The 19,960-nt window shown below is 25.0% G+C and carries 17 protein-coding genes; 5 read left to right on the forward strand and 12 right to left on the reverse strand.

Annotation, left to right across the window (positions count from 1 at the left end):
* Nucleotides 1-6: 6 nt before the first annotated feature.
* From BGI42_RS07850 to BGI42_RS07870, 5 genes are all read right to left on the reverse strand, one after another.
* Nucleotides 7-2,418, reverse strand: a complete 2,412-nt coding sequence (locus BGI42_RS07850; RefSeq protein ID WP_069679794.1) for a glycyl radical protein — start codon at nt 2,416-2,418, stop codon at nt 7-9.
* A 211-nt stretch (nt 2,419-2,629) separates the two neighbouring features.
* The gene (locus tag BGI42_RS07855) at nt 2,630-3,358 is read right to left on the reverse strand and encodes a response regulator transcription factor (RefSeq protein WP_069679795.1); all 729 of its coding nucleotides are present in this window, start codon (nt 3,356-3,358) and stop codon (nt 2,630-2,632) included.
* Between the two features lie 54 nt (nt 3,359-3,412).
* A complete protein-coding gene (locus tag BGI42_RS07860) occupies nt 3,413-4,624 on the reverse strand; it encodes a sensor histidine kinase (RefSeq protein WP_069679796.1) in 1,212 nt (403 codons plus the stop codon).
* 436 nt (nt 4,625-5,060) lie between these two features.
* The gene (locus tag BGI42_RS07865; protein ID WP_069679797.1) at nt 5,061-6,842 is read right to left on the reverse strand and encodes a M3 family oligoendopeptidase; all 1,782 of its coding nucleotides are present in this window, start codon (nt 6,840-6,842) and stop codon (nt 5,061-5,063) included.
* 194 nt (nt 6,843-7,036) lie between these two features.
* Nucleotides 7,037-7,504: a hypothetical protein gene (locus BGI42_RS07870; protein ID WP_069679798.1), complete on the reverse strand. Its 468-nt coding sequence runs from the start codon at nt 7,502-7,504 to the stop codon at nt 7,037-7,039.
* Between the two features lie 183 nt (nt 7,505-7,687).
* On the opposite strand from BGI42_RS07870, the gene BGI42_RS07875 reads away from it, so the two are divergent.
* A complete protein-coding gene (locus BGI42_RS07875; protein WP_069679799.1) occupies nt 7,688-8,077 on the forward strand; it encodes a bacteriohemerythrin in 390 nt (129 codons plus the stop codon).
* Between the two features lie 151 nt (nt 8,078-8,228).
* Here BGI42_RS07875 and BGI42_RS07880 read toward each other — a convergent pair whose 3' ends face one another.
* Entirely contained in the window at nt 8,229-9,041 is an 813-nt protein-coding gene (locus BGI42_RS07880) for a tetratricopeptide repeat protein (protein ID WP_105165908.1), read from the reverse strand.
* Between the two features lie 284 nt (nt 9,042-9,325).
* Here BGI42_RS07880 and BGI42_RS07885 point away from each other — a divergent pair, with 284 nt between their 5' ends.
* The gene (locus tag BGI42_RS07885) at nt 9,326-9,904 is read left to right on the forward strand and encodes a serine/threonine protein kinase (RefSeq protein ID WP_069679800.1); all 579 of its coding nucleotides are present in this window, start codon (nt 9,326-9,328) and stop codon (nt 9,902-9,904) included.
* A 200-nt stretch (nt 9,905-10,104) separates the two neighbouring features.
* Here BGI42_RS07885 and BGI42_RS16390 read toward each other — a convergent pair whose 3' ends face one another.
* Both BGI42_RS16390 and BGI42_RS16395 read right to left on the reverse strand, forming a co-directional pair.
* Nucleotides 10,105-10,845, reverse strand: a complete 741-nt coding sequence (locus BGI42_RS16390) for a sensor histidine kinase (protein WP_338028397.1) — start codon at nt 10,843-10,845, stop codon at nt 10,105-10,107.
* A 19-nt stretch (nt 10,846-10,864) separates the two neighbouring features.
* A complete protein-coding gene (locus tag BGI42_RS16395; RefSeq protein ID WP_242984706.1) occupies nt 10,865-12,103 on the reverse strand; it encodes a PAS domain S-box protein in 1,239 nt (412 codons plus the stop codon).
* A gap of 414 nt (nt 12,104-12,517) precedes the next feature.
* Between BGI42_RS16395 and BGI42_RS07895 the strand changes: the two genes are divergently transcribed.
* Entirely contained in the window at nt 12,518-12,880 is a 363-nt protein-coding gene (locus BGI42_RS07895; protein ID WP_069679801.1) for a C-GCAxxG-C-C family (seleno)protein, read from the forward strand.
* A 75-nt stretch (nt 12,881-12,955) separates the two neighbouring features.
* On the opposite strand, the gene BGI42_RS07900 is transcribed toward BGI42_RS07895, so the two are convergent.
* The 4 genes from BGI42_RS07900 to cdr all read right to left on the reverse strand — a co-directional run bounded on the left by BGI42_RS07900 (nt 12,956) and on the right by cdr (nt 18,699).
* Nucleotides 12,956-14,371, reverse strand: a complete 1,416-nt coding sequence (locus BGI42_RS07900; protein ID WP_069679802.1) for an APC family permease — start codon at nt 14,369-14,371, stop codon at nt 12,956-12,958.
* Between the two features lie 388 nt (nt 14,372-14,759).
* On the reverse strand, nt 14,760-15,407 hold the full coding sequence (locus tag BGI42_RS07905) for an SGNH/GDSL hydrolase family protein (protein ID WP_069679803.1): 648 nt from the start codon (nt 15,405-15,407) through the stop codon (nt 14,760-14,762).
* Nucleotides 15,408-15,520: 113 nt separating this feature from the next.
* Nucleotides 15,521-15,838: a nucleotide pyrophosphohydrolase gene (locus BGI42_RS07910; RefSeq protein WP_069679804.1), complete on the reverse strand. Its 318-nt coding sequence runs from the start codon at nt 15,836-15,838 to the stop codon at nt 15,521-15,523.
* A gap of 380 nt (nt 15,839-16,218) precedes the next feature.
* Nucleotides 16,219-18,699 carry a CoA-disulfide reductase gene (cdr, locus tag BGI42_RS07915; RefSeq protein WP_069679805.1) on the reverse strand — a complete coding sequence of 827 codons (2,481 nt, stop codon included), beginning with the start codon at nt 18,697-18,699 and terminating at the stop codon, nt 16,219-16,221.
* 398 nt (nt 18,700-19,097) lie between these two features.
* Between cdr and BGI42_RS07920 the strand changes: the two genes are divergently transcribed.
* Both BGI42_RS07920 and BGI42_RS07925 read left to right on the forward strand, forming a co-directional pair.
* A complete protein-coding gene (locus tag BGI42_RS07920) occupies nt 19,098-19,304 on the forward strand; it encodes a 4Fe-4S dicluster domain-containing protein (protein ID WP_069679806.1) in 207 nt (68 codons plus the stop codon).
* Nucleotides 19,305-19,313: 9 nt separating this feature from the next.
* On the forward strand, nt 19,314-19,913 hold the full coding sequence (locus BGI42_RS07925) for a 4Fe-4S binding protein (RefSeq protein WP_069679807.1): 600 nt from the start codon (nt 19,314-19,316) through the stop codon (nt 19,911-19,913).
* The last annotated feature ends 47 nt before the right edge of the window (nt 19,914-19,960 follow it).

A 19,960-nucleotide genomic window follows, 5' to 3' on the forward strand; every position in this document is an offset into this window, starting at 1 on the left:
ATTTTATTATAAGTTTTGTTCTGTTCTTTTTATAATATCATCTTGTACCCCTTTATCTAAACAAATAAATTGAGCACTATATCCAGCAACACGTACTATTAAGTCCCTATACTGTTCTGGATGCTTTTGTGCCTCAAGAAGAATCTTTTTATCAATTACATTAAATTGTATATGCATACCTTTTCTGTCAAAGTAACTTCTTATTAAGGATCCTAAATTTTTCAATCCATTATCTCCTTGTAAAGAATTTGGATTGAATTTTTGGTTAAATAATGTTCCACTTGGAGCAGCAAAATGTTCTAATTTTGATACTGAATTTGCTGCAGCTGTTGGACCATTAATATCAGCTCCTCTAGTAGGAGAAACACCATCTGCTAATGGCTTTGTTGCATTTCTCCCATCTGGAGTAGCTCCAACAAGACTTCCTAAATATACATTATTTGAAACTGGATATAATCCAGGGATAAATCTTCCTCCACGTTGATTTTTATATTTCAATACTTCCTTACAATATATAAGTGCACCATCACGTGTAAATTCATCTACTTCATCAATATCATTTCCAAACTTAGGAACTCTATTTAATATTAATTGTTTTATATCTTCATATTCTGCTTTTTTTACTGGATCTGTTTCTTTTTCTCCAAAATCACTATTAACAGCAGCTTTTAATTTTAGTAAAGTAATCTTATGTTCATCAAATATAAGTTTTTTTATAGCCATGAATGAATCCCCTACATTGGCAATTCCAACACCTAAAGGCCCTGAAAAACGATAATGTCCTCCACCTTCTTGAATTGACTTTCCTTTTCCTATACAATCATCAAGCATTGATGATAAAAATGGAAGAGGTGCCCTTTCAGCATGAGCTATATCCACACAATTATCAGCTGAAACCATATGAAATACAAAATATTCAATTTGCTTTTTATATGCACTTATAAAATCATCTATACTAGTAAATGAAGTGAATTCTCCAGTTTCTGGTCCAACTTGTTCTCCATTTAATTTACCATCATTCATAACTAATTCTAATATTTTAGCTAAATTAAAAAATGCAGCATCATACCATCCATCAGTTTTCCCAGGTTTTTGAGGTTCAACACATCCTACAATTGCATAATCTCTAGCATCTTCTATTGTTAAACCTTGATTAATTAATGTTGGAATAATAACTTCATCGTTATAAAATGCTGGAAGACCAGTTCCTAGACGTGTTAATTCACAAGTTCTAAGTAAAAATTCTTCTGGAGTATTACTCCAAATTCTAACACAAAGTGATGGTTGTGGTACTTTCAAACTTCCTGTTGCTTCTAAACACATGTAAGATAATTCATTTGTTGCATCTTTTCCATCAGGCGTTTGTCCACCAATAATTAAATTTTGGAACATAGAATACCCACTAAAAGCTTTAGTCGTTGTTTCATCACGAACTTTAGTAAGATCATTAAATTTTATCCATAAGCAATGTAAAATCTCTGTATTTGTTTCCTTGCTTGCAATATTATTTTCAATATCATTTTTATAATAAGGATACATATATTGATCAAAACGTGCTGGTGATATAGCATGTCCATTTGACTCTAAACTAATAATAGCTTGCACAAACCAAAATGATTGACATGCTTCATAAAAAGTTTCTGCTGGATTTGCAGGTACCTTTTTACATATTTCAGAAATCTTTAATAATTCATTTTTTCGCTTTTTATCTTCAGTTTCTCCTGCTAATTTTTTAGCTAACTCACTATATCTATTCGCATATTTTATGGCTGCTTTACAAGAGAGTATTAATGAATCCCAAAATACTTTCTTTTTAACATATTCAGGATTACTTTTATCAGCATTATTTATAGCATCTTCAGTTTCTTCTATAATTCCTAAAAAACCTTTTTCTAATACTTTAGAATAATCTACAGAAATATGTCCTAAACCATTAAAATGATAATTAGCGACTGTAAATACTTTTGTGTTCATTGCATTTTTAGTTTCATCAGACATATATGATGTTGCCAATTCACTTACTGTTTTGCCTTTCCAATATTCAAATGTTTCTATAAGTTTAGATTTTGTTTTTTCTGAGATTTTAAACAAATCTGATGTTCTTTTTTCAAGCTTATCAAATTCATCTACTAACCATTGATTTGAAAATTCAGGAAAAACTTGACATGATCTAGGATTTTTAGTTAAACTTCCAACAATAAGTTCTCCATCCCTTATTATTACAGGTATCTCATTTAAAATTTTTTCAAGAGCTTTAGCTTTTCTAATAATTATAGGTTCATTTTCAGTTTCTTTAAATGATTCTGTTAGAATTACTGCTCTATCAGCCTCAATACATGGAACTGCTGAAAATATCTCTTCCTTTAATTTTTCCACTCTTTTAGTAGGATTGATAAATCCTTTTGCTAATATCTCCATAGTTCTCCCCCTTTATCAGCGTACATTATTATAATTAATAATATTAACGAATACGTTTACCCAATATAGAATAAATATTTCTTAAATACTATGATACAGGTTAAACATAATATTTTTTAATACTTATATGCTCAATATAAGTATACTTTTTTTTCAAGAATTTAATAAATAATATTTTTTTATTACTTTTGAGTAATTATTTAATCAGTAACTATAATTTTATGTCATTCTGTTCTCTATATTCTGACGGCGTAATTCCTTCTTCTTTTTTAAATACCTTGCAAAAATAATTTGGTTCATTGTAACCAAGATTAAATGATAAATCATTTATACTAATATTAGATTCTCTTAATAAAAATTTTGCTTCTCTTATCCTAATTTGAGTTATATATTTATTGAAATTAACACCAACATGTTTTTTAAAACTTTTACTAAAATATGTTGAACTATAATTCATATAATCCGCAACTTCTTTAAGTGTTATATTCTTTTTAAAATTCTTTTTTATATAATTTAAGACTTTATTTAATTTATATTCATTAGATAAATTTTCATTATAAATCCTATATTTATTATTTTTCCTGTATTCATTTAATATTTCTATAATATTTTCTGATTTTATAGGTTTTAATAAATAATCATCTGCTTTTACTTTTAATGCTTTTTTTAAATATTCAAAATTATCATAAATACTCATCAATATTACTTGTTTATTGTTATAGCTCTTCTTTATAATGTTAACCACTTCAAACCCATCTATTTCTGGAAGCATAGTATCTATAAAAATTATATCTGGGTTTAATTTATTATTCATATTAATTGCTTCATTACCATTACAAGCCATTCCAACAATATTAACATTTTTTGCATTCTTATATATAATTATTTTTAATGCTTCAAGTTCTAAGGCGTCATCAGAAGCTAATAATATTTTGCACATAATGAAATTCTCCTTTAATATACTTAATATTTAATTTTCATTATAAAACTAAATTTATATTGGTAATTTAAATTTAACACAAGTTCCTACATTGAGTTTACTATTTATATTTACCTTATAATCTTTGCCATAATACTTTATAAGAACATTATTAGCATTATATATTCCTGCACCTAAAGATCCTTGTTTACATTTGCCATTTAATATTTTAAACAATTCATTCTCAGAAATTCCAATCCCATTATCTTTAATAAGAATAATTGCATTATTTTCATAACATTGTCCTTTAATTGAAATAGTACCTCCGTCTTTTTTAGGACAAAGCCCATTTAAAACTGAATATTCTATAAATGGCAAAAAAAACATAGTAGGTATTTTTATATCATTTATTTTATTATCTATATTAATTTCATACTTAATTCTTTCACCAAATCTAGTTGATTGTATTTTTAAATATGTATTAATGTTTTCTATAGCTTTTTCTAAAGAAACTAAATTACCTATATTTTTAAAATTATATCTAAATAGTTTAGTTAAAGAATATATCATATCTTTAGTTTTAGGAGCATCTTCTATTATAGCAAGGCTAGAAATTGTATTTAATGTATTAAGCATAAATTCAAAACTTATAGGTGTTTCTAAAGAGTCTAATTCATGTAGCTTAATTTGTTTTTTTAATTTTTCTCTTTCTTGTTTTTCTCTGATTAATTTTATATTAATAAACCCTAATTCTTCTTGAATTACCCTAAGTTCTGATTTTTCACCCAGTAGATTTACTATTATATTAACTAATGAACATATTGATTCAATTTTAGAATAATCTATAAATTTAGTATTTTTAAAATCATTTAATAGCTCAGTACTATTTCTACATATCTTAGAATAATAATTTGATTTTTTTATTGGCTTAAGGGTGTCTTTATTAGTCCTTACTTGTCCAAAAAAAACAGCTCCTAAATAATTACCCTTTACAATTATGGGTACAGCAACATCTACTAAACCGGCTGGACATTTAAAAATATATGGCTTTTGCCTTATTGCAGCTTCTAAACCAGCATGTGCATTAGTATCATAACATATTTTCATACCATCTTTAGTATTTCTAATCTTACTGCAAAAATTACAAAAATTTGAGTAATTATTAATTGGATTACCTTTAAAATCAACTATATTATATGCTAGCCCAGTAATTTCAGCTAACCTATCTTGTATAGACTTAAGTAAATTAACATCTATTATACTATTTAAATTTTCATTGCCAATCATTAAAAGTTAACCACCTTTTATTCAGTATATTTTTTACATTTAATCTCTTTTATTCCATAGTAAATCTAATAATATTATCCCATATTAATTATTTGTGTCAATATATTAACTTTTTATATTTCTTTTTCTTTTTTATTTTTTGTTTTAAAGGTATGTTTTGCTAACGTTATTTATATCCTTTGTTATAATATCACTAATTTAGAGTTTTTTATTTAATATTTGTTTTAACATAGATTTTAATCTACTCTAAAAAAGAGAGCTAGAAATTTTAAAATTATTTCTAGCTCTCTTTTCCCATTTTTATCTTTAATGAATTTCTATTTTACTTCCTAAATTTGTTATTTTAGTTAATTCTATTGTACTTTTCTTCTACTTACAATACTAATTATATAAAAATACAAACGAGGCTTTCTTATTAGAAATATTAATATTTTAATTATACTAAACTATCAGTAAGAAGCATAAATTCATTTATATCTTCTTCAATAGTTTTTAAAGAGTTTCTCCAAAATTCCTTATCATGTATATCTATCCCCATAACTTTTGTTACATCTGCTATCTTGTTTTTTCCTGTAATTGAAAGCAATTTCTCATATTCTTTTGGAAAAGAATCTCCCCTCTTCAAATATTCAGCGTATAATCCTTTAGCAAAAAGTAATCCAAAAGCATATGGGAAATTATAAAAATTACTATCTGCATAATAATAATGTGGTTTCCAAGTCCACATATATGGATGTAAATAATGAGGATCTAAACCATCACCGTAAGATTCTCTTTGAGCTTCTAACATTAACTGTTTAATTTTATCTACACTTAAAGCACTTTCTTTTCTTGCTTCAAAAAATGATTTTTCAAATAAAAATCTTGAATATATATCAACTATTACTTGAGTACAATCACTTATTTCAGTCTCTAATATTGATAAAGCTTCATTTTTAGTGGCTTCTTTTATTGCTGCTTTTTTTATTATAGTTTCACAAAAAGTTGAGGCTGTTTCTGCTATTGGCATAGGATAGTCAGAATTTAATGTTGTTTCATTATTTAAACATTCACCATGAAATCCATGACCTAATTCGTGTGCAAGAGTAACGACATCTCCAAAGCTTTCACCATAATTAAGTAAAAATCTACTTTCCCCTATAAAATGTAGATTTTCGCAAAATGCTCCTCCTACTTTACCAGGCTTTGGCATAACATCTATCCATGCGTTGTCTATAGCCTTTTGGGCAAATTCTGATAAATTTTTGCTAAAAGTGTTAAAATTTTTAATAACAAATTTAGTTCCTTCTTCATAACTAAACTTCATATCTACATTGTTAATTGGTGCATATAATTCATAAAATGGAAGTCCATTATTATATCCCAATATTTCCGCTTTTCTTCGCAAATATTTTCTAAATATAGGTAAAGTTTCTTTCATAACAGAAAGCATTGCATCTAATGATTTTTCATCCATTCTTGAATCTTTAAGTGTTTTTTCTAATGGAGATTTATATCCTCTTAAATCACATATTGTTAATACTTCTCCTTTTATTCCATTAAGAGCTGCGGCAACCCCTTCTTCGACCTTTTTGTAAGATAATATTTCAGCTTCATAGGCTTTTTTTCTAACATTAGAATCTTTATCATATGCCATATTTAAAACTAAAGTTAGTGGTAAAGACTTAATTTCTCCATCTTCCTCAATATCCACTTCTAAATTAGAAATTAATTTATCCTTAAGTTTAAGCCAAGCATTAGATCCAGTATTTCTCATATTAGCAATTATATTTTCTTCTCTATCGCTAAGTAAATATCTACTATTTTCAATTATATTTTTTAATATAAATTCATGATCCTTAAGAAGTCTTGAACTACTTATTATTTTGTCTATATTTTCTATGCTACTGATCCATCTTTCAAGTTTTGTACTGCTTTCAACAATTTCTGTTAACTTTTTATCGATAATATCTGAATATTTTAATCCATACTTATCAGTAGTATTTACACTTAATATTAGATTTACATATATTGATAACCTACTTGCTAAATCATTAAACCTTGTAAATTTCTTTATATATTCTTCTAATTTACTTATTAAATTATTGTTATCTAAAACTACTTTATTACTCCATTCATTAATATTATCTATTGTATCTTTAAGTAATTCTAAATCATTTTTAAATTCTTCACTTTCAAATGAAGGATAAATTTCTTTTAAACTCCAATTTAACTCCATTATTTTCACTCCTACTTTAATATTATTATTTACTAATACCATTATATCATGTAAATAATGGTTTATAATATTTTACAATAGTTACATCACCTATATTTAAAATATTTAACGTATAAAGTATAAATAATAATTTTAGTTAATTGAAAAGATAATTATAAAAATAAAATCATTAACTACAACATTCTTATAATCATTTATTTCAATGTTTTTTCAATAGTACTTATTTGCCTACTTATATTTTTTATAATTGCACTTAATATCTTGTAAGTCTTAGAATTATTATCTTTAGTATTATTTACAAGTCTTCCTTGTATATCAACAAACAATGAGTACTTATCTCTAGCCAAATCAAGCGAAAATTTTAGATACTCTCTAACATTATTAACTTCAGGAATATAAGTTTTCTTATTAAATTCATTTATTAAAAAAGACATTTTATCATATGTCATAATATCTATAGTATCTAGTTCTTCAGTTTTAACTTCTTTTCTTAATTCTTCATAATATTTTATCATTTTATCTAATTGTTTAATCAACACTTTTGATATTACTTTTATATAAGGAATGTTATCATTTTCATTCACAACATTATTAATTATTGTTTTCCTCTTTTCTTCTATGGCTATAGCCTTATCAATTATATCAATTACATTATATCCCATATAGTATTTCCTTTCTTAATTTCACTACTTATAAGTATATGTTATTTTTCTTTTTTATAATACTATTTATTATAAATTTTCTAAAATAACCCCTATTAATTTTAATATTTTATAGAAATATATCATCTTTCAATGTATAATTGTTATGTATTATTTATCTAATAAAAGGATGGCGATGATTAAATGTATAGAATGAAAGAGGAATTTAAAACAGGTATTGAATTTATTGATGAACAACATAAAACACTTTTTGACATAGCTAATAAAGCATATTGTTTACTAACTAATGATTTTACATTAGATAAATATGATTCTGTAGTAGAGATTATTGAGGAATTAAAAGATTATACAGCTTATCATTTTAAAGCTGAAGAAGAATATATGGATAGCATAAATTATAAAAGAAGATTTTCTCAAAAAATAGCACATGAGAAATTTATTGAAGAACTTAATAATGTTGACTTAAAAATTGTAGATGAAAATCAAGATGAAAGTATAAAAAAATTATTAGAATTCTTAAATACTTGGCTAATTGAACATATATTACATAGTGATAAACTTATAGGCAAATAAAAATAATACTATGAAGATTTAAATAATCTTTATAGTATTATTTTATGTTAAATATAAATTATCTTTTCTCTAAATTTTTCTCCATAAAAATATTTAAATATTCATATTTAATGCTAAAAGTTTAATTAAGCTACTATATCATCTATTATTTTTATAACATAGTCATTTCTTTATACTTAGTTTTTAAAGCAATAATCGCTTCTTTAAAACCTTGTTCTGCTGCTTTTTTATACCATATGTATGCTGCTTTTTGATCTTGCATAATTCCATTTCCTAAATAATACATGGTAGCCAAATTATATTGGGCATATTGATATCCTTGCTCTGCTGCCTTTTGATAGCATAAAAAAGCTTCTTTATAATTTTTCCCTATTCCTAATCCATGTTCATACATATAACCTAATGTATTTTGAGATTTCGTATAACCTAAAATTGATGCTCTCATATGCCAATTGAATGCTTCTTTATAATCTACTCCTACCCCTTTTCCATACATATATAAATTTCCTAAATTATATTGAGCATAAAAATCATCTTGTAATGCTGCTTTCTCATACCACTTTATAGCCTGTTCATAATTTGTTTCAATTCCTAAACCATCCTCATACATACATGCTAAATTGCATTGTGCATCTGAATTTCCTTGTTTTGCTGAATACTTAAAATATTCTATAGCTTTTTCATAACTTTGTTTTACTCCATTACCGCAATAATACATATCGGCTAAATTATACTGTGCTACATCATATCCTTGATTTGCAGATTTTGTATACCACTTAATAGCTTCTTGAAAATTTTGCTTAACTTCATCCCCATTATAATATTTATCTCCTAAAACATTCTGCGCTTTCTTATTCTCTCTTTCTGCATATTTTTTTAATTTATCTAAGCTTAAATTTTCAAAATCTATATCAGCATTCTTATAGTTATCTATAATTTCCTTTATTGTTATTACTTGATTCAATATTTTATCCCCCATTATTATAAATTTACTTTTAAATTCATGTAAATCTAACTTAATTTTATTATACACTATAAAAAAATACTATATTTTTAAATTTAAAAAATTTCATTGATTATATAAATATATACTATTCAATTATTAATTTAATTCTTAAATATTTATTTTGTTAATTTAAACATAATAAATGTTCTTTTTACTTTGTAAATTAGTAAAACATCTAATAATCGTATCAACAAAACAATATAGTCATATAATATTATAAATCAATATATTGTAGTGATAAAATGAGATACCTTCTAAATGTTAAACAATGTGAATTTTTAGGTAAAGGTCATGAAGGAAAAGTTTATTTAACTCCAGAAGGATTTGCCTTAAAAATATTTTATAATAAAAAGAAGGCAAAAAAAGAAGCAGAAATTCTTGAAAAAACTAAAAACAGCAAATTCTTTCCCAATCTACTATTTATAGCTGAAAATATGGTATTACGTGAATTCGTAGACGGAGATAATCTTTATGAGTTTTTATGTAAAAATGGATTAAGCTATTCTTTATCTATTGAAATTATAGATTTAATTGAAGATTTTAAAATCTTAAAATTCAAAAGATTAAATATTCGAAATGCACATATATTTGTAGATGAAAACTGTAAAATCAAAGTTATAGATCCTAGAAATCCTTATAGTAAGTTTACACCTTATCCTAAAAATATTATAAAAATTCTAGTGAAATTAAATTTATTTGATGATTTTTTAAAACATCTTTTAGATTATAAACCAGAACTTCTTAGTTATTGGATTCACGGTTATGATTATTTTAATCTTATATCTCAAAACAAACTAAATTGTAGATGCTACGCATGTTAAATAAAAAGAATACAAGAAATATCAGTGTTATTTCTTGTATTCTTTTTATTTATAATAACCTTAAATTTTTAAGTTATCTAAACTATATTTTTTATTTATAATATAACATTCCATTATCAATATTTTCCTCTATAAAAATTATATAACTAAAATGTTTAGATATCTTCTTTATAAAATGTCACTTTATAATATATATATAACTATACAGAATAAATATCAGAAAATTCTATATCAAATACTTCTATTTTAGAAGAAATTTTTTTAGTATTATATTCGCTTGATTTTTTTTCATCTATTCTTCTTATAGGTAATGTAAAAACAACTTCTGTTCCCTTTTGTTGTTGACTGCTTATCCATATATTACCTGAATGCATCTCAACAATTGATTTTACTAAAGATAATCCAATTCCACTTCCCTCATAATTTTTATGTGAGGATTTTTCTACTTGTTTAAACCTTTCAAATATTTTTTCTTTATACTCTTTTGGTATTCCTATCCCATTATCCTTTACTGATATTATCACTTTATTATTATCTAAATCAGTAGAGATAGTTACTTTTATAATGCCATTTTTTTCTGTATATTTTAATGCATTAGACACAAGATTTAAAATTATTCTTTCTATTTTTTCTGGGTCACAAGCTAAAATTATTTCTTCTTCATCAGTATCAAATATTATATCTCGCTCTTTATTTTTAGTATACTCTGCTACAGATAATACAATATCTTCAACAACATTGACTATATTTTTATTTACCATATTAACTTTGTAATGACCACCATCTATCTTAGTTATATCTATTAAATTATTTACAAGCTTTAATAGTCTGTACGAATTTTGTTTTAAACCTTTTACATATTTACTCATATTTTGTTTTCCTAGTATATCATTAAAATTTTTAATATAAGATTCCATAAGTTGTGCAGTTGTTAAAATTATATTTAACGGTGTTTTAAATTCATGAGATAAATTTGCAAAAAAATTGAGTTTTTAAACTTTCTAATTCAATTGCGTTTTCTAAACGTTTATTTTCTAATTCTAATTTATTATAATTTGTTATATCCTTCCCTGTAATTATAATTGTTTTTCCTCCATTTATATAACTAGAGTTCCATTCAATTGTTTTATATTCTCCATTCTTACAAAGACATCTATCTATAAATCCAACATATTTCCATTGATTATATTCATAAGCTAAAGTTATCAGGTCATAAACTTTAGGTAAATCATCTTTATGTACTAAATCAGTACATTTCATATTCATAAGTTCTTTTCTTGACCAACCTAATACCTCTGTCCAATTGTTAGTTACTTTTACAAAATGGCCATCATCACTAACTATTCCACATAAATCTGTAGCTGTTTCTAAAAACATTTCTAATTCTTTTTCACTCTCCATACGCTTACTAAGTTCTTTCTTTAATGTTGAATATAAACACTTATTATCAATAATTATTCCTATAATATCACAAATTGATTTTATATAATCTTCATTTTTATATTTACACTTATCTTCCTCACTATATTGTATATTTAGCAATCCTACTAATTCATTTTCACATCTGATACAATAAAATTTATTAAAAGTAGTATTATTAATACTGTTCTTTAAAATTATTTCTTTAAAATTATTTATAAATCCACTTTTTACATAGTTTTCAAAAATATCTTTTTGTGAATTATATATATATACGCTTATCCCCTGTGCATCTATTAACTTTTTAAAATCACTTATTATTTGTTTTAATCTTTCTTTATTTTTTAATTCATCATATTTGTGTTTATTGTAAATATTTATTGAATTATCTTGTTCTATAAATTCTAATGTTTTATTTTTTGTAATTTCTCTTACAAATCCACCTATTAAATTAGTATTATTACTACTTATAAGTGGTACTGTATATGTTTCGAGACTTGCTTCTTCTTCATCAATTTTATCACGTTTAGAAAAAGACATTATCTTGTCCTCTAATATCTTTCTTTCATTATCTGATATTTCTTTATCTTTAACATTTAAAGTTTGTTCCATAAAAAAATTTTTATCTTCTAACTCTAGTGTCTCATTTGCTAGTCTATTAGTATACTTATATCTACCCTCTTCATCTTTAATCCATATTCTATATGGAAGACTATCTAATAATTTTTCTAAATCTTCTATTGTATATTCTCGTTTTCCTTTACCCTGTCTTTTAACCATATTCCCTCTCCTACTTTACAATTAAATTATAATAATTACCCATAACTTATTTTACCATATATGACTTATATAGAGAAATTTATTTTTATTATAAATGAAAAATTTATTTTAAACTGTAGTTTTTCTTGATTTTATGTATTATTTCTGTATAAATTATATTTATTATCAAAATAAATAAAGGTTTTAATAACCTAATATTCATAAATCTTGATAAACACACTTAATATTATGAAATTAATAATCCTCTCCAAAACATTAAATTTATAATATATAAACTTATAAGATATCTAACATAATTTAAAAATTATTAGTTTTAACTCCCAATCAAACTATTATTTGTAATAAAAACATTTTTAATTATAAAATAATATGATAATATCAATGTATATAAAATTTTAAGGGGGAATAATTCAAATGACATGTGCATCAAAGTATCTTAGTGAAGGTTACAATTGTGCTGAATCATTAATTAAATTTTATAATGAGGAACATAACCAAAGCATACCACTTGGATTAGGTAGTTGTATGGGAGGTGGTGCTGGTATTGGAAGTCTTTGTGGAGCCATAAATGCAGGTATTGTAATTATAGGATTTTTAAAAGGACGACACAATAATACAGAAGTTAATATTGCTAGAGATTATTCTAAAGAATTTATAACAAAAATAAAAGAAAAATACTCTACTGATATATGTAGAGACTTAAAAGCTAATAAAATTAGTTGTGGTGAAATAGTAGACTTTTCTTATAATACATTAATAGATATACTAAAAAATTAACTATAATAAAACATATGCTATATTTATTATAGTTAATGAGGTGGTATCAAAATAAATTTGATATCACCTCATTTTTTATGACAACTCTTTCTTATTATTTTTTTTAGCAATCCAAGGTAATATAAGACCTAACCCTACTAATACAAATGGAGTTATTATATTAAGAACTAATTTAAATATGTCTGTGGAATACATACCTCCAATGCATGATAAAGCAGTAAATGTTAGGCACCATGCACCTAAAATTATACCCCAAATATCATTTTTTACAAAATAATACTCTCTTTTAAACTTAGAGCCAGCTTTCTTTAATGCAATATAAGCAATAAATACCCATAAATAACGAAGTGGCATACAAACTGCATTTAACTTTACCAACCACTTAACTAAATCATCTACATTTTTTATTCCAATTGCTGGAACTATTATTAATATTGATACTATTACTAATATTAATTTGTGACCATTTTTGTAAGCTCCGTTTTTGTTTTTTATAAACATTTTCTCAGGGATAAAATTCTTATCTGCACTATCAAGCAACATACGTAATGGTGCATCTATTGATATTATTAATACAGCAAATTGTGAAATAATATTTGTTATAGCATATATAATTACAAATAAATTTCCTAAATGATAATATTCCCCTAACTTTTGAAATGCATAATACGCACCATTTGTCATTAAGTCTTTTGGTACATTGTTTGAATCAAACATCATTCCAAGTGAAATAGTTCCTAAAATTGCACATACTGCTACCATAATAGCAAGTACAATCATACCTTTTGAAAAACCTTTTGCTGGATCTTTCATCTCATTAACATATGGTGAAATTTTTTCACATCCACCAACAGCAAATACTAATATAGCTAAATTAGTGAAAAATTTCAAATCAAAGGTTGGGATAAACGTTTTTAAAGACCAATCAATAGAAATTAATTTTGCATCAGTAATAGCTGGTGCCGCTACCATTAAAATTATAAATAATATTGACATTACAAACATAGCTGTTCCAGCAAGTGTTGATAATTTCTTTAATGGATTTAAACCTTTAGATGCAATATACATACCAGCTAAGAAAACTATCAAACAAAATAATTGCAATATTTTAGGATTCAGTGCACTAATTCTATTATCCTGAAAAATTGCCCAACTTGAAGCAATTATAAAACCTGATGGTTTTTGTGAAATATAAGGCATATGAACTACCCAATAAGTCCATCCAGCATAATATGCAAGTTTAGGTCCTATTGTTTCATTAATCCATGAACTAACTCCTCCACCATAATCTTTAAATGCTGATCCTAGTTCCCCTACCATTAGAGCATATGGTATGAAATAAATAGTAAAAATTATAACCCATGATACAATAGCTTTAAGACCCTCATATTCAGAGAATCCGTTTATAACATTTCCAAATCCCCACACTGCAGAGAATGCCATAAATGCTAGAGTATACCACATAATCTTTTTATCTTTCTTTTCTGACATAACTTTCCCCTTACTTTTATTATTTTTTAATATTTATATTAAAATAATATCTGAATTTTAGGCTTGTATACGTATTCTATAAAACTGGATTTTGAAATAATTTTTTATACAACTAAATGAATTTTTATGATAAATTTACTTAATACCTATTTTATTCTTGAGAATTTCTTATTATTCTAAAACTAAATCATTTTTAGAAAATAATTTTTAAATTATAAATACTTAAACACTTTTATATGCAAATAAAGCTTATTACTAATTTGTAAAATTTAGATTAATTACTTTTTTATAAATACATACTTTTTCACTATATTTTTACTATAAAAAAGTAAATTAAAAAGTGTATGTAACAAATATCACATACACTTTTTAAAGACGAATTTAAAATTTATAATATATCAATACAACATTTTGCTAAAGCTTTTCCGAGTAATTTATGACCTTCCTTTGAAAGATGCAAAGAATCTATTTGTGATGGCTCTATAAATAAAGATGCATCTATAAAATCTACATCCAAGTTCTCTGCTACTTTCTTATATTTATCCGCTAACTGTTTAGATAATTCATGACTCCTCTTGTATCCAAATTCTTCTCCACATTCAGAAATTTCAATATTTTCACCAACATGTATTGGAGAAACTACTAAAACTTTTGAAGAAATACCATTTATACTTTTTTCTTTTGTTACATTAAGTGCTATTTTAACAAGACACTCTATTCCTTTAGCCACATCTGCAGGTGTAGTAGAAAATCTTGCTTTTAAATCATTGGTACCAAGCATTATAATAATTAAATCTACTGGATAATGTGATTTAATGCATGTGCTTAAATAAGTTTTTCCATTTTTTATATCATCATAATATGGATCATCTAAAGCAGTTGTACGACTATTAAGTCCTTCTTCAATAATATAATAATCTTCACCTAATATTTTTTTCATTATAATAGGCCAACGTTCTTCATAAGCATATCTCATTTTGTTTTCTGGATTATATCCATATGTATTAGAATCTCCATAACAAAGTATACTTTTCATTTTCTTAACCCTTCTTTGCATAAATATTTTGTACTAATATTAGTTTTATATATTAATTATACTAAACTTATTTCTTTTTATATTTTTATATTTAATATTAAAAAATATACTAATCATAATTCTGTATACTTTTTACTACTTCCTTTACATTTTTCTACTGGATATTTCAGCTCATTTTTATCCATTTTTTTGTTTATTACTTCTATTAAATCTACATTCAAGCAGTCACTCATATGTATACAATAAATCATAACATCTGCTAATTCTTCAATAACATGTTCTTTATCATAGTTTTCTTCATCCCAAAGAAAATTTTCTAAAAGTTCACCTGCTTCTATTGAAATAGCTTTTGAAAGATTGGCCGGTGTATGAAATTGAGCCCATTCTCTATCATTTCTAAATTTCTTTATTCTTTCTAATGTTTCCTTCATTACAAATCACACTCTCCCAATATCTGTTTTTTTATTTATTATTATAAAATTTCAATAATTTTATTTGATTCTTATATTTAACTTTTGAATATATTCTATATTAATTTTTATTATAACTTATAATCATAGATTATCTATATTTTTTGTTATAAAGCAGCAATTTATTAAAAACTATTTTTAACTAACAAAGCAGCTTAAAATAAAAAATTCTAAACTGCTTTGTTAGATTATCTATTTAATTTTTGTGTTAGTTCATAATCTTTTTTTATTCTTTCTTAAACCTTACATAGATTTTTTGTAAATATCAGAAGGTTTCATAATTTCTATATATAATTAAAGAGCTATATTTAAAAAACACCTAAATATAACTCTTTTATAATTTATATAAATAAATTTAATCCTGAATCTTCAGTAGCACCTAGATAAGATGCAACTCCACCAATTTCTACTCCATCAATAAATTCATCTTTCTTTATTCCCATAAGATCCATACTCATAGCACACGCAACCACTTTAACTCCCATATTTATTGCATTAGTTATTAAACTTTCTAGATCATCTACATTGTGTTTTTTCATTATTTGTTTTATCATTGCAGGTCCCATTCCCATCATATTCATTTTAGATAATGGTAATTTTTCAGGATGACCTGGTAACATAATATCAAACATCTTCTCCATAGTATCCTTATTTACTCTAGGCTTATCTTTTCTTTTTAGTATATTAAGTCCCCAGAAAGTAAAAAACATAGTAACTTCTTTTCCCATAGAAGCTGCTCCTGTAGCTATTATAAATGAAGCTATAGCTTTATCAAATTCTCCACTAAACACTACTAAAGTTGCTCCATTTTTGTCTACAGCTGAACTTGAAAATATTTCTTTATCTTTTTTCGTTCCTTTTTGTATATATGCTACAAAAGCATTTTTGCTCTTATCAAATTCTGACTTAAGTAAAGTATTATTAGTTTTTTCACACCATGCTTTTATATCTTTACTAAATCCAACATCACTTGCTTTAGCTTCTAATATTTGTCCTTCTTCCATTTTATTAATTTCTTCAAATACTCTTCTTATAGGTCCAGGACATTGAAGTCCACAAGCATCTAAAGTTACTTTTGCATTTATCTCAGTTATATCTAAATCTTCTAAACTCATAGCTGCTACCTCTTCTTCTATTTCATTAACTTTTTCATATTGATTTTTAATGCTCTCTTCTGCCCTCTTTACATACATATAAGTCTTTAGACCACCATCTATATTAATGCAATTTATTCCATACTGTTTTAAAATTCTACAGGCTATATATCCACGTAATCCAACTTGACATGTAACATATATATTTTTATCCTTTGGTATTTCATTTAACCTATCTCTTAATTGTCCTAGAGGAATATTTATAGAATTATCAAATTTTCCAGTAATCAATTCAAATTCTTCTCTTACATCTAAAATTATAGAATTATTTTTATCTATATTATTAATTTCACTCCATTGTACTGTATCTACTATTCCATCTATAATATTTGATGCATAATACCCTAGCATATTAACTGGGTCTTTTGCTGAATTATATGGTGGCGCATAACAAACTTCAATGTCTTGTAAATCAAAAACAGTAAAATTACCTTTAATCGCTGTAGCTAATACATCCATACGTTTTTCAACACCATTAATTCCTACAGCTTGTGCTCCAAATATCTTTCCATCATCTGGACTAAATAACATCTTAATTGCTATTGGAAAAGATCCTGGATAATATCCTGCACTAGAACCTGGATGTATATGAATTGCTTCATATTTAATTTCTAACTTCTTTAATATTTTTTCATTATTTCCAGTTGAAGCTACAGTATAATCAAATACCTTAGCAACTGATGATCCAAGCGTTCCTTTATACTCTTCATTTTTTCCAATTATATTATTAGCTACTAATCTACCTTGACGGTTTGCAGGCCAAGCAAGAGGAATCATTGTAGGTTTTTTATTTACAAAGTCTATAACCTCAACAGCATCTCCTAATGCAAAAATATTTGAATCAGAGGTTTTCATATATTTATCAACTATAATAGCGCCTCTTTCATTTAATTTAATACCTGCCTCTTTAGCTATTTCAGTCTCTGGTTTAACACCAATTGATAAAATTATCATATCAGTATCAATTTTTCTTCCACTTTTTAAAACGATTTTCTTACCTTGATTTTCAAAAGATTCTACTCCATCTTTTAATATTAATTCTACATTTTTATCAATTAAATGATCATGTACTATACTAGCCATTTCTATATCAATTGGAGCCATTACCTGATCACTAGCTTCTACTAAAGTTACATCAATACCTCTTTCTTTTAGATTTTCAGCCATTTCAAGTCCTATAAACCCTCCACCTATCACAACTGCTTTTTTAGGATTTTTCTTATCTACAAATCCCTTTATTTTATCTGTATCTGGTATATTTCTAAGTGTAAATAAATTGTCACACCCATCAATTCCTGATATTTTAGGTTTTAAAGGACTTGCTCCTGGAGATAATACTAAGACATCATAATCTTCTTCATAAACTTTATTTTCTCTGTAATCTTTTACCCTAACTTTTTTATTTTCTTTGTCTATTTTTATAACTTCACTTAAATTTCTTATATCTAAATTAAATTTTTTACTCATTTCTTCTACAGTTTGAACTATAAGTTTTTCTCTATCATTAATAGTTCCTCCTATATAATAAGGAAGACCACAATTAGCAAATGATATATATTCACCTTTTTCAAACATAACTATTTCCAAACTTTCGTCTAATCTTCTAAGTCTTGCTGCAGTAGATGCTCCACCTGCAACTCCACCAACAATAATAACTTTTTTAGACATATTATCTCTCCTTACTTCAACATTTTAATATAAAAATATCTATAAATAATTTTCTAATACTTACTTATTATATTTATTTAAAAATAATTAAATATTTCTTATATTTAATTTATACCACAATAGCATTAATATCTTCTGTGACTTTATCACATAAATATAAAACTTATTTGTAATAATAAAAGTTAATAAAAACATTTTAACTTACTGTATATTAGTAAAGTTAGTTTTTATATTATTCCAATCATTAATATATTTTTCTTTATTTAAAAATTTATATACTTAAAGTCTTGAATAAAGAAATTGTGACAAAATCACAAACTAGTTTATAATTTTTTATTATAATTATCACATAAACAAATATAGTGTTTTAACTAAAAATAATAAGGAGAGTTTAAATCATGAAAAAAAATTTAGTAAGAAAAAAAGCCCATGTTGATACAAAATATTGTGTTGCTTGTGGAATATGTGCAAAGAATTGTCCAGTTAAAGCCATATCAATAAATAAAGGAATGTATGCAAAGATTGATTTAAATAAATGTGTTGGATGCACTAAATGCTCAATGGTTTGCCCAGCATCAGTAATAGAAATGAAACAGGAAGTTTAGGAGGAAATTATGAAAAAAAATAACTTAAAGAAAAAAAAATGGTATGAATATTTATGGATTGCATCTTCAGCTTATTTAATATTAGGTGCTTTTAATATTTTATTTGCTTGGCTTGGTTTAATATGTTTCTTGGTGCCTTTGATAATATCAATATCAGGTGGTGGGAAAGCTTATTGCAATACTTACTGTGGTCGTGGTCAGTTATTATCATTACTTGGAAATAAACTTAAACTTTCAAGAAATAAATCAATTCCTAAATGGATGAAAACTAAGTATTTTAGATATGGATTTCTAACATTCTTTTTAGCCATGTTTTTAAGTATGATTTTTAATACATATTTAGTTTTTCAAGGTGTTAATTCTTTAAATGAAGTTATAACTATTTTGTGGACATTTAAACTTCCTTGGAACTTTAATGATTTAACAAATATTACACCTTGGATAGCTCAATTTTCTTTTGGTTTTTATAGTATTATGCTTACTTCTACCATATTAGGTGTTATTACAATGGTACTTTTTAAACCAAATTCATGGTGCGTATATTGCCCAATGGGAACTATGACACAAGGTATTTCTATATTAAAAAATAATATATCATCTAAATCATAAGTAACTGACTTAAAATAAATAATAACCTCAATAAATTTTAATCATAA

Source organism: Clostridium taeniosporum (assembly GCF_001735765.2).
Classification (GTDB): domain Bacteria; phylum Bacillota; class Clostridia; order Clostridiales; family Clostridiaceae; genus Clostridium; species Clostridium taeniosporum.

Coding starts and splice junctions, on each gene's coding strand:
- BGI42_RS07850 (WP_069679794.1), bottom strand. CDS start 2,418: ATGGAGATATTAGCAAAAGGATTTATCAATCCTACTAAAAGAGTGGAA.
- BGI42_RS07855 (WP_069679795.1), bottom strand. CDS start 3,358: ATGTGCAAAATATTATTAGCTTCTGATGACGCCTTAGAACTTGAAGCA.
- BGI42_RS07860 (WP_069679796.1), bottom strand. CDS start 4,624: ATGATTGGCAATGAAAATTTAAATAGTATAATAGATGTTAATTTACTT.
- BGI42_RS07865 (WP_069679797.1), bottom strand. CDS start 6,842: ATGGAGTTAAATTGGAGTTTAAAAGAAATTTATCCTTCATTTGAAAGT.
- BGI42_RS07870 (WP_069679798.1), bottom strand. CDS start 7,504: ATGGGATATAATGTAATTGATATAATTGATAAGGCTATAGCCATAGAA.
- BGI42_RS07875 (WP_069679799.1), top strand. CDS start 7,688: ATGTATAGAATGAAAGAGGAATTTAAAACAGGTATTGAATTTATTGAT.
- BGI42_RS07885 (WP_069679800.1), top strand. CDS start 9,326: ATGAGATACCTTCTAAATGTTAAACAATGTGAATTTTTAGGTAAAGGT.
- BGI42_RS16395 (WP_242984706.1), bottom strand. CDS start 12,103: ATGGTTAAAAGACAGGGTAAAGGAAAACGAGAATATACAATAGAAGAT.
- BGI42_RS07895 (WP_069679801.1), top strand. CDS start 12,518: ATGACATGTGCATCAAAGTATCTTAGTGAAGGTTACAATTGTGCTGAA.
- BGI42_RS07900 (WP_069679802.1), bottom strand. CDS start 14,371: ATGTCAGAAAAGAAAGATAAAAAGATTATGTGGTATACTCTAGCATTT.
- BGI42_RS07905 (WP_069679803.1), bottom strand. CDS start 15,407: ATGAAAAGTATACTTTGTTATGGAGATTCTAATACATATGGATATAAT.
- BGI42_RS07910 (WP_069679804.1), bottom strand. CDS start 15,838: ATGAAGGAAACATTAGAAAGAATAAAGAAATTTAGAAATGATAGAGAA.
- cdr (WP_069679805.1), bottom strand. CDS start 18,699: ATGTCTAAAAAAGTTATTATTGTTGGTGGAGTTGCAGGTGGAGCATCT.
- BGI42_RS07920 (WP_069679806.1), top strand. CDS start 19,098: ATGAAAAAAAATTTAGTAAGAAAAAAAGCCCATGTTGATACAAAATAT.
- BGI42_RS07925 (WP_069679807.1), top strand. CDS start 19,314: ATGAAAAAAAATAACTTAAAGAAAAAAAAATGGTATGAATATTTATGG.